The following is a 10,096-nucleotide window of genomic DNA, read 5'->3' as shown; positions in this document are numbered from 1 at the left end:
GAGTGGGGCTTGAACCCACGACCCAGGGATTATGAGTCCCTTGCTCTAACCAACTGAGCTATCGCCCCCTGCCACCACCGTCCGGTGTCGCTGCGGCCCTTGTCATCCTAATGGAAACCGGAGTCCGGGGCTGCAACGACGTCAGGTTCTCACGCCGGAAGGAAATCGTCGGCGTCGGCACCCCGGTAGAGCGCCTCGAAGATGTCCATCGTCTTGGCCTCGCTGTGCTGCTCGGCCTTCGCCAGGCCGGCGGCCCCCATCCGCGCCCGGTCCTCCGGGGCGAGGGCGAGGATGGCATCCAGCTTGCCGGCCAGTTCCCGGGCGTTGCCCGGTTCGAAGAGATACCCGTTCACGCCGTCGTCGACGAGGTGCGGCAGCGCCATGGCATCGGCCAGGACGACCGGGGTCGATGCTGAGAGCGCTTCCAGGGTCACCAGGGACTGGAGCTCGGCGGTGCCGGGCTGGCAGAACACGTCGGCCTGGAGGTAGGCGTTGCGCAGTGCCGCGTCGTCGATGTGGCCGGTGAAGTGGACCCGGTGCTTCAGGCCCAATTCGGCGGCCCGGCGCTCGAGGGGCTCGCGTTGTTCGCCGGAGCCGACGATCGTCAGGTGGGGGGCCGGCTCGGAAGTGGTTTGGGCCAGGGCCTCGACGAGCACGATGACGTTCTTCTCAAAGGCCAGTCGGCCGACGAAGAGGATCATGGGCCAGGGGGCCGGCTCAAGTTCCTCGCCGGGAGCGAGCTGGTAGTTGGCCGCGTTGATGCCGTTGGACAACGGCAGGACCTTGCCCAGGTGGGCGTGGCGCTTCATGGCCCGCGCGGCCAACGGCGTCGGGGTCGTGACCACTGCTGCCTGGCCCATGATCTTGCCCATGTCCCGCCAGGAGTTGCGGGCCACGATGCGCTTGAACCACTTGGGGAAAGGCAGGAACGGATCGACGTTCTCCGGCATGAAGTGGTTGGTGGCGATGGTCCTGATCCCCCGGCGTGCCGCCTCGTTCACGGCAGCCTGTCCGATCATGTAGTGGCATTGGACGTGCACGACGTCCGGCTTGACCTCGTCCAGGATATGCGCGATGTCACGCTTTGCATCCCAGGGCAGGCACAACCGCAAGGTCGATTTGGTCGGCTGGCTGTGCGAACGCAGCCGGTGGACAGTTGCCTCGGCGCGGTGTTCGACGGTGCTGGGGCCGTTGACTTCGCGCGCGGCGACGACGTGTACCGTGTGTCCACGCGCGGCCATGGCGGTGGCCAGACGGTGGGAGAAGACCGCCGCCCCGTTGACGTCCGGCGGGTAGGTGTCCGCTGCGATGAGGATGGTCAGGGGTTTGTCACCGCTCACTGGGGGCTGGCTCCTGCTGCTCGGGGGTGGGTCGGGCTATGGGTCGAGGACGTCATGCCGACGGTGGTCCTTCCGCCGACGGGGCTAGGCCCCCGAAGGCGCCTGCCGGCGTCGTGCTTCTTCCTGGCGTTGCAGGACATCTGGATGATGACGTGACAACGCAATGACACCCACGATAGCAATGACGGCGGCTCCGACCATGGACATCGCCACCACCGGGTGCACGTCGGGTCGCAGCTCGCCCAGGATGCCGACCCCGATGGCGATGCCGATCATGGGGTCGATGACCGTCAATCCGGCAATGACCAGGTCCGGCGGACCGCTGGAGTAGGCGTTCTGCACACAATAGGTACCCAGCAGGCCGGCGACGGCCACCGCGACGATGACATACCAGGCGATGTTGCCCAGGAACTTGCCGTTGGGGTCCATCAGCCCGATGGCAATGGTGCGTACGAGCACGGCCACGAATCCGAACAGGACGCCGGCGCCCATGATGTAGATGAAGGCCCCGATCCTGCGGCGGAACGTGATCAGGATGCCCAGCAATGCGGCGACGACGACGGAGAGCAGCAGCACCGTGGCCAGTTCCTGGGGCCGGCTCACGTCGTGGGTGGAGACGGTGGCATTGATCGCCAGGAGCACGAAGCCGATGCTCCCGGTGATGCAGGCGGTGATGGCCAGTACGGTGGGTCGGTTGATCCTGATTCCCTGGTCCCGGGAGTTGACCACCGTGGTGATGACGAGTGCGATCGCCCCTATGGGCTGGACGACGGTCAACGGCGCGGAGGCCAGCGCATAGACGTTCAGCACGGTACCGAAACCCATCAACAGCAGTCCGGTCAGCCAGCGGGGGTTCGCCAGCATGCGCAGGATGCCGCGGGAGGACACGGCGAGTCCGCCGCTGCTGGCACGCACGGCGCTGCTCTGGCGCTGCGTGCCGAAGGCCAGGAAGAAGGCGGCGGCTACCGCGCAGCACACCGCTAGCCAGACCATGTTCCCCCGGATTCCAAGGTGCGCGCCTTGCGTCGGGCGAGCCGAAAGTAGAAGACCGCTGCCACGATGTGCAGCAGGCAGGCGATGGCCAGCATCACGATGGCCAGTCCTTCCAGCACTGCGCTCTCGGCGGCCTCGACCTGGCTGAGCAGCAGCAGGGGGGTGCCGACCAGGAGCAGCGCCGTCCGGATCTTGCCGAGGTTGCTGACGGCCAGGTTCGGATTGCCGCGGAAGAGCACCCAGGCGTTGATGATCAACACGATGTCGGGGATCACGATCGAATAGACCAGCCAGGCCGGGGCGATGCCATCGGCCACGAAGACGATGGCCACGACGGTCAGCGCCAGGCGGTCGGCCACGGGGTCCAGCCACTGGCCAACTGTCGAGATCTGGTTCAGCCGCCGGGCCGCGTAGCCGTCGATCCAGTCGGTCGCCCCGAGCACGACCAGGACCAGGGTGGCCCAGGCGTAGTGGTCGGAGACCACCAGCCAGACGAAGACGGGGACGAGTCCGAACCGCAGCACAGTGATCAGGTTCGGAACCGTCCAGAAAGTGGTGAGCACACGGTAGTCGATGTCATCACGGCCACCGGCACCGATGAGCTTCACGCGTGCTTCCCCTTTCGCTGCCGTCTCCGGCCAGCGTCGTGGCCTGTTCGTGTCCGTCCGGCCACCGCATTCAGCCGTGTTGCGGGGCCGACCCGATCAGGACTTGCGCAGTTTGCGCACAAACGCCGCGAGTGCGACCAACGATGCGCCCATGACGGCCAGCGGCTGCCAACGGTCCTTGACCAGCTGCCCGGCATCCGCCGGCGGCTGCTGGTGGATCCGCTCGTCCAGGGCATGGCGGGCACGGAGCTTGCCATCCTGGGCGTAGGTCTTGGCGGTGGCCGACTTCTCCTTCGCCTGGCGTTTGACGTCGAGCTTCGGGGCCAGGTCGTCGCGGACCTCGGCCAGGTGCTCGCGACGGGCCTGCGAGCGCTTGAGCAGTTCGTTGTAGGACGCCGGTGCCGGCTTGTCCTTGTTCTTCTCCGCCTTGTCGGCCTTCTTCTTTTCCGCCTCGGCGACCTTGTCTTCCTTCGTCTTCTTCTCGTCCAGGGTGGACGGGTCGAAGGAGCGGCCTTCCTTGGCGATCCCAAGGTCGTACTTCACGCCACGGATGGCATCTTCTGGAATCAACGGGAGCTGCTTCTTGATCTTCGCGATGCCGATCAATGCGAGGATTGCGGCGATCACGAGGAAGAGAGCGGCAACCATGAGGGCTGCGAGCCACGGCTTGAACACCAGACCGAGTCCCAGGATCCCGGAGGTGATCAGGGCGACGACCATGAAGGCCAGGAATACGACGGCGACCACGGCGAACGCGGCACCGATCCCGGCCTGGATGCCCTTGGTTTTCATCTGGGTGACGGCCAGCTGGATTTCATCATTCAGCTGCTTGGGAACCAATCGGCCCGCAAGCTTGATCAACCCGCTGAACGACGACGGGCGACGTCCGGACGTTGTTCGTGTCATCCTGGTCCTCCTTCGATGGCGGCCCAGATGGGCCTGTGCACTCAAAAACCTACCATCTTGACCGAGTTGGGGCGCGTGCCCGTGAACGGTGGACGGCCGCAGACCTCCCGCAGCGCCGCGTCCGGATAGGCTGTGGAGCGTACCCGGACGCTCCTTCGGGCGCCGAATGCCTGATCCCCTCCCCCGACCCGAGGATGCTTGTGCCCGGACTCCCCGCGCCTTCCCCCGACCGCCGATCCAAGATCCTGCGCATTGTGGTGCTGGGCATGCTCACCGCACTGGGCCCGTTCACGATCGACCTGTACCTGCCGGCCATTCCGGCCCTGCAAACCGATGTGGGGATCACCGAGGCAGCCGCCCAATTGACCCTGACCGGGACTGTCTTCGGTTTCGCCGCCGGACAACTGCTGGTCGGTCCGCTGAGCGACCGGCTTGGCCGCCGCGGCCCGCTCATCGCGGCCACCGTCCTGCACGTGCTGGCCTCCACCGGCGCCGCGCTGTCCGAGGACCTGGGACCGCTGATGATTTTCCGCGTCCTGCAGGGTGTGGGGGCGGCTGGAAGCTCGGTCGTGGCCATCGCGATGGTGCGCGATCTCTATGACGGGCTCCGCCTCGTCAAGATGATGAGCTACGTGGCGCTGGTCAACGGCATGGCCCCGATCTTCGCTCCGGTGATCGGTTCGCAACTCCTGCTGTTCACCGATTGGCACGGAATCTTCGGCGCCCTGGCCGGGTACGGCATCTTCGCCTTCGCCACGGCCGTGCTGCTGCTGACCGAATCGCTGCCACCGGAACGGCGCCCGACGAACGCGCCGAAGCTCCTCCGGCGCTATGCATTGGTGCTCCGCGACCGGGTCTTCGTGGGGCTGCTGCTGGTGGGCGGGTTGAACTTCTCCGGCCTGTTCTCCTACCTCTCGGCATCGCCCTTTGTCTTCCAGGACGTGTACGGGTTGAACGAGCAGGCCTACGGGCTGCTGTTCATGGTCAATTCGCTCGGGGTGGTCGCCGGCGTGCAGACCAGCGCCCGTCTGGTGCGCAGATTCGGTGCCCAGTGGATCATCGCCGGGGCCACGATCGCCCAGGTGTTCTTTGCCCTGTGCATCATTGCCGGGGACCAGCTGCATCTGGGGTTGTGGGGAACCGCCATACCCCTCTGGTTCTACATCTGTGCCACCGGTTTCAATTTCCCGTGCATCCAAGGACTCGCGCTGCACCGCCATGGAGCCCAGGCGGGAACGGCTGCGGCACTGCTCGGTGCCGCGACGTTCGGGTTCTCCGGTGCCATTTCCCCCGTGGTCGGCTTGCTCGGGGTGGGCAGTGCCACACCGATGGGGTCGGTCATGGCCGTGTGCATCGTGTTGGCCATCGCGGCGCTGTGGTTGGTGGTCCGTCCGCGGCAGGTGCCGCGCATGACCTGACCAGAACCAAGAAGGGCGTCCGGCCCGCCGTGTCGGCGGGGCGGACGCCCTCTGCTGGCTCCCCCGACTGGACTCGAACCAGTAACCCTTCGATTAACAGTCGAATGCTCTGCCAATTGAGCTACGGGGGAATGAAGCGAGTAAAACATTAGCAGGAGGGCCGGTGAATTTCGAATCGTGGGCGGCCTTCGCCCCGGCAGTTGGCGGTCAGCCAGCGGGCGCGCCCTGCCGACGTTTCCGATAGACCTTCTTCATTCCGTCGGCGGGCCGGATCGGTTCCGGCCAACGCGGGCGCAGGTCGTCTCCCAGCGTGACCCCGCGCAGACGCCGTCCGAACATCGGAAAGACCCACTGGCGCGCCCATTCGACGTCGCGGAGCAGGGCCTGGGTGGCCGTCACCCGTTCGGCGGGACCGAAGGGTTCGAAGGCGAGCTGGTGCTCCACGCCGAGGATCTCCAGGACCCGGATGGCCAGATACCGGTGCCCGGCACGATTCATGTGGAGCTTGTCCGTGTCCCACATGCGGCGGTCCTGGTAGACATCCCAGGTCCAATAGTCCACGAGCGTTGCCCCGTGTTCAGCGGCAAGCTCACGGACGTGCGCGTTGAAGAGCTGATTGCGTCGACGCATCGGTTCGAACACCGGATGCAAGGGGATGTCGAATCCGGTGAACAGCAGGACCTGTGCACCGGAGGCACACAGTCGGGCGACTGCTCGCGAGTACTCCTCCAACAGTGCCGGCACGTCCTGGCGTAGTTCCAACAGGTCATTGCCCCCGGCGTAGAAGGTGATGACGCTCGGATCCATGGCCAGGGCCGGTTCAATTTGTTCGTCGATGATGCCGCGCAGTCGGCGGCTGCGGATGGCCAGGTTCGCGTATTCCCACTCGGGATCCGCCTTGCCCAGTTGCTTGGCCACGCGGTCGGCCCAGCCCCGGACGCCATTGGGTAGCCGCGGTTCCCAATCTCCTACGCCTTCCGTGAAGGAGTCGCCGATCGCGACGAGCCGTTTTGCCATGTCCGCGATGCTACAAGTGGGACGTCGCCGTTCGGCGACACCGGTGCGAACGCGCGGCAAACAACAGATGGCGTGCTGGGCATCCGCGCCGCGATGGCATCATCAGGCGTCGTCGATGGGGCCGATCACCAGCCGGCGGTCCGACCGGATCCAGTACAGGCCATCGGCGCGGTGTTCCGCGGCAGTAGCGAACCGGTACCTGTAGGTCAGGACCCGGATACGGTCCGGCTGCCTGCCCTCGAAGGGGTCCACGCGCAGCAGGGCCAGGACGGCGGGGTCTGCCGCCAGCAGGTGGCCCAGGAGCGCGTGGAACCACCGCTGGTGGACCGAGCCCAGCGGCAGGAACCACATCATCCAGTCCAGGCGCAGGTGGTAGGGCGCGAACTGACGTGGCCGCCGGCGGACGTCACCGGGTTTGCCATGGAATTCGTATTCGTGCCACGCCGGCTCATTAGCCGGGGTCCCCCGCCCGGCGGCCCCCTCGATGACGACCTCGACGCGCTCCCGGGTGATGCTGCCGAAGGCGCCATAGGCGTTGCCGAGCTGCCAGCGGTTGAAGCTCGCATTCATGAGTTGGCGGCGGGAGAACAGGTTGCGCAGGGCGGGGATGCCGGCAATCACCAAGAGCACGGTGGCTGCTAGGACCAACACGATCCACCAGGGATCTCCGGCGTCGGCTGGTCCCCGCTGGAGGGCGTCCTTCCCCGGCAGGAACGGGACGACGGCGCGGAAGGCTGTGTCGTTGACGGCACAACAGGCGAGCACGATGGTGATCCAGTTCAGCCAGGCGAAGTTGCCCGAGGCCACCAGCCACAGTTGGGTGGCGATGATGACGGCTGCGGCCAGGGATGCCACCGGTTGGGGGGCGAAGAGCAGGAACGGGACCGCCAGTTGTGCGACGTGGTTTCCTGCTGCTTCACAGCGGTGCCACCAGCGCGGTGCCAGGTGGGCGCGACGGCTGAGTGGCCCGGGCATCGGTTGGGTTTCGTGGTGGTAGTACATGGCGGTGAGATCCCGCCAGGCCGGATCCCCGCGCCATTTGATCATGCCGGCCCCGAATTCCAGCCGGAAGACGAGCCACGCGATGAGCAGCAGGATGGTCCGCGGCGGGTCGATCTGGTGCGATCCGAGGAGCCCGACAGTGAATCCTGCCTCGAGCAGCAGCATCTCCCAGCCGAACCCGTAGAAGACCTGGCCGATGTTCACGATCGACTGGTACAGACCCCACAGCAGCAGGAACCCCAGCAGTGGCAGCCACGCGGGACCCGATTGCGGCAGACCTGCGACGAGGGTGGCGGAGATGGCCAGTCCCGCCCAGCAAACGACCACGAGTTTGAGGTCCGAATACCCCCACCAGCTGAAGACCGAGGGCCCTCGGGCGCCCGGCCCGGCGAGCAGGCGGGGTGCCGGCAACAGTCCCCGCTCCCCCAGCAGGGGGCGGAACTGGTTCAGTGTCGAGGCAAAGGCCACCACGAACAGCGCGGCGACCCCGCGTTGCAGGATTTCCCGGGCCATCCAGTAGTCCGATGCAGCCAGCCAGTCCATGCGCCCATCGTAGATCCGGAAGCCGCCGCCCGCTGGCCGCCCCGCATGAGGGGCCGATGTCCCCCATGTCCCCGGGGAACAACAAAACGTCCCCGCCACAATGGTGGCGGGGACGTCCTGTATCCGCTCCCCCGACTGGACTCGAACCAGTAACCCTTCGATTAACAGTCGAATGCTCTGCCAATTGAGCTACGGGGGAAAGCAACAGATACGACTATACAAGAGCCCGGCCGGGGTTGCTAAATCGCCGGCTCCTGCCGGGGCTAGTCCTGCCGCAGTGCCCGGCGCCGCAGTTCCAGTTCCATCAGTTCCCGGTTGATCCGCTGGTAGCCCTCGGGGTCGGCGACGGGGTCCATCCGCTGGAGCTGGCCGATCCTGTCGGCCTTCTGGTGGGTGATCTGCAGGTCGAACAGCCGATTCATGATCCCCTGGCAGTATTTGGTCAACCCGTCCTCCGAGTTCGCCGGCAGGGGGTTGACTGCCAGCTCGGAGACAAATGAGCGCAGCGGCTCCGGGACCTCCTGGCGGATGGACTCCACCCATTGGGCCGGGGTGGCCCCTGCGGCTCCGGCGGCCCGGACGGCGTCGTGGACCGCGGCGTGCACCGGCGCCAGGAACCGGGCGGTGTAGAAAGCCTGCCATTGATCGGCGCTGAGCAGACCGGGTTGCTGCAGCACCACCTCCAAGGATTCACGCTCCATGCGGGTGACTGGATCCCGCAGGTCGGGCCGCTCGAAGGCAGGCTGCGGCGTCTCGGGCACGACACCGGAGTCGGCGTAGCCGGCTTCCGGCCCGTATCCGGGGGTCCGCTGCTGGCCGGGTCCGCGTTGCTCATGTCCCGGGGTGCGGGTGTCGCCACCGGGCCGCGAGCCCCGGTCGTGGCCCGGGTTCCGTTGCTGGGAGGCTCCCGCTGCCCCGGTCTCGCGGGACCGTTTGGCGGCGGCGCCGACGGCTCGGTTGACGTCCTCCATGTCCATGCCGAGCCAGCCCGCGAGTTCACGCGAGTAGGCCGGGCGCATGGCCGAGTCACGGATGGCCGCCACGATGGGCGCGGAGGCCCGCAGTGCCTGGACCCGGCCCTCGACGGTATCCAGGTTGAACTTCTTCAAACCCGCCCGGATCGCGAACTCGAAGAGTGGGCGCTTGGAGGCAATGAGTTCCTTCACGGCCTCCGGGCCGCGGTGCTGGCGCAGTTCACAGGGGTCGGCTCCGCTCGGCTCGACGGCCACGTACGTCTGGGCGATGAAGCTCTGGTCCTCATTGAACGCGCGCAGGGCGGCCTTCTGGCCCGCGGCATCGCCGTCGAAGGTGTAGACGACCTCGCCACCCGTGCCGTCGTCCTGGAGGAGCCGGCGGGCGATTTTGATGTGGTCGGCGCCGAAGGCGGTTCCACAGGTGGCCACTGCGGTACCGAGGCCCGAAAGATGGCAGGCCATGACATCGGTATAGCCTTCCACGACGATGAGCTGCCGTTGCTTGGTGATCTCCCGCTTGGCCAGGTCGACCCCATAGAGGACCTGGGATTTCTTGTAGAGCTGGGTCTCGGGGGTGTTGAGGTACTTCGGGCCCTGGTCGTCCTCGTAGAGCTTGCGCGCACCGAAGCCGATGGTGGCGCCAGTGAGGTCGCGGATGGGCCAGATCAGGCGTCCACGGAACCTGTCGTAGATCCCGCGGTTGCCCTCGGAGAACATGCCGGTGAGCTTGAGTTCCTCGTCGTGGAATCCCTTGTTGCGCATGTGCTTGAGCAGCGGGTCCCAGCCGCGTGGGGCGTAGCCGACCCCGAAGTGGTCACAGGCTGCCTGGTCGAAGGCCCGCTCGGAGAGGTAGGTCCGGCCGGTGGCCGCTTCCTCGGTGAGCAGCTGGGAGCGGAAGAACTCCTCGGCGATCTTGTGGGCATCCAGCAGGCGCTGGCGCCGGCCGACCTCCTGGCGATTGGGGCCGGTGCCGCCGTCCTCGTAATGCAGCTCGAAGCCGATGCGGGCCGCCAGGCGTTCCACGGTTTCGGAGAACGTGGTGTGGTCCATCTTCTGGATGAAGGAGATGACGTCGCCGGATTCACCGCAGCCGAAGCAGTGGAACGTCCCGACCTGGGGACGGACGTGGAAGGAGGGGCTGCGTTCATCATGGAAGGGGCACAGTCCTTTGAAGGAACCGATGCCGGCCGAGCGGAGCGTGACGTAGCCGTCGACGACTTCCTTGATGTCCGTGCGAGAGCGGACCTCGTCGATGTCTTCGCGTTTGATCAGGCCGGCCATGACGACCAGTCTAG

Annotated in this window: 8 protein-coding genes and 2 tRNA genes; 1 reads left to right on the top strand and 9 read right to left on the bottom strand. The window is 66.5% G+C overall.

Annotation, left to right across the window (positions count from 1 at the left end; all coding sequences use genetic code 11):
* Positions 1–149: 149 nt before the first annotated feature.
* The 4 genes from ABD088_RS13690 to ABD088_RS13675 all read right to left on the bottom strand — a co-directional run bounded on the left by ABD088_RS13690 (position 150) and on the right by ABD088_RS13675 (position 3,847).
* Positions 150–1,340, bottom strand: a complete 1,191-nt coding sequence (locus ABD088_RS13690) for a glycosyltransferase (protein ID WP_343902507.1) — start codon at positions 1,338–1,340, stop codon at positions 150–152.
* An 84-nt stretch (positions 1,341–1,424) separates the two neighbouring features.
* Entirely contained in the window at positions 1,425–2,333 is a 909-nt protein-coding gene (locus ABD088_RS13685) for a DMT family transporter (RefSeq protein WP_343902506.1), read from the bottom strand.
* Positions 2,321–2,941 (bottom strand): CDP-alcohol phosphatidyltransferase family protein, encoded by a 621-nt coding sequence (locus ABD088_RS13680; protein WP_343902505.1) that lies wholly within the window; start codon positions 2,939–2,941, stop codon positions 2,321–2,323. Before ABD088_RS13680 ends, ABD088_RS13685 begins: the two co-directional genes overlap by 13 nt.
* A 96-nt stretch (positions 2,942–3,037) precedes the next feature.
* Positions 3,038–3,847, bottom strand: coding sequence for a phage holin family protein (locus ABD088_RS13675; RefSeq protein ID WP_343902504.1), 810 nt, complete (start codon positions 3,845–3,847; stop codon positions 3,038–3,040).
* 194 nt (positions 3,848–4,041) lie between these two features.
* On the opposite strand from ABD088_RS13675, the gene ABD088_RS13670 reads away from it, so the two are divergent.
* A complete protein-coding gene (locus ABD088_RS13670) occupies positions 4,042–5,265 on the top strand; it encodes a multidrug effflux MFS transporter (protein WP_343902503.1) in 1,224 nt (407 codons plus the stop codon).
* A 55-nt stretch (positions 5,266–5,320) separates the two neighbouring features.
* Here the strand turns inward: ABD088_RS13670 and ABD088_RS13665 are convergent.
* The 5 genes from ABD088_RS13665 to dnaG form a co-directional block, all read right to left on the bottom strand.
* Positions 5,321–5,396 (bottom strand) — tRNA-Asn (locus ABD088_RS13665).
* Positions 5,397–5,472: 76 nt separating this feature from the next.
* Positions 5,473–6,282 carry an SGNH/GDSL hydrolase family protein gene (locus tag ABD088_RS13660; RefSeq protein WP_343902501.1) on the bottom strand — a complete coding sequence of 270 codons (810 nt, stop codon included), beginning with the start codon at positions 6,280–6,282 and terminating at the stop codon, positions 5,473–5,475.
* 102 nt (positions 6,283–6,384) lie between these two features.
* Complete coding sequence (locus ABD088_RS13655) at positions 6,385–7,827, bottom strand: lipase maturation factor family protein (protein ID WP_343902500.1); 1,443 nt, start codon at positions 7,825–7,827, stop codon at positions 6,385–6,387.
* Positions 7,828–7,953: 126 nt separating this feature from the next.
* Positions 7,954–8,026: transfer RNA gene (locus ABD088_RS13650), tRNA-Asn, on the bottom strand.
* 64 nt (positions 8,027–8,090) lie between these two features.
* Positions 8,091–10,082 carry a DNA primase gene (gene dnaG / locus ABD088_RS13645; RefSeq protein ID WP_343902499.1) on the bottom strand — a complete coding sequence of 664 codons (1,992 nt, stop codon included), beginning with the start codon at positions 10,080–10,082 and terminating at the stop codon, positions 8,091–8,093.
* Positions 10,083–10,096: the final 14 nt, after the last annotated feature.

This window comes from Arthrobacter rhombi, assembly GCF_039526245.1.
GTDB classification, from domain to species: domain Bacteria; phylum Actinomycetota; class Actinomycetes; order Actinomycetales; family Micrococcaceae; genus Arthrobacter_H; species Arthrobacter_H rhombi.
Note: the sequence above shows the minus strand (reverse complement) of the source record. Positions and strands in the feature narration are given on the sequence as shown.

Bases quoted from the DNA above. Each gene is read 5' to 3' on its own strand.
- ABD088_RS13685 (WP_343902506.1), bottom strand. From the start codon at position 2,333: ATGGTCTGGCTAGCGGTGTGCTGCGCGGTAGCCGCCGCCTTCTTCCTG.
- ABD088_RS13675 (WP_343902504.1), bottom strand. From the start codon at position 3,847: ATGACACGAACAACGTCCGGACGTCGCCCGTCGTCGTTCAGCGGGTTG.
- ABD088_RS13670 (WP_343902503.1), top strand. From the start codon at position 4,042: ATGCTTGTGCCCGGACTCCCCGCGCCTTCCCCCGACCGCCGATCCAAG.
- ABD088_RS13660 (WP_343902501.1), bottom strand. From the start codon at position 6,282: ATGGCAAAACGGCTCGTCGCGATCGGCGACTCCTTCACGGAAGGCGTA.
- ABD088_RS13655 (WP_343902500.1), bottom strand. From the start codon at position 7,827: ATGGACTGGCTGGCTGCATCGGACTACTGGATGGCCCGGGAAATCCTG.
- dnaG (WP_343902499.1), bottom strand. From the start codon at position 10,082: ATGGCCGGCCTGATCAAACGCGAAGACATCGACGAGGTCCGCTCTCGC.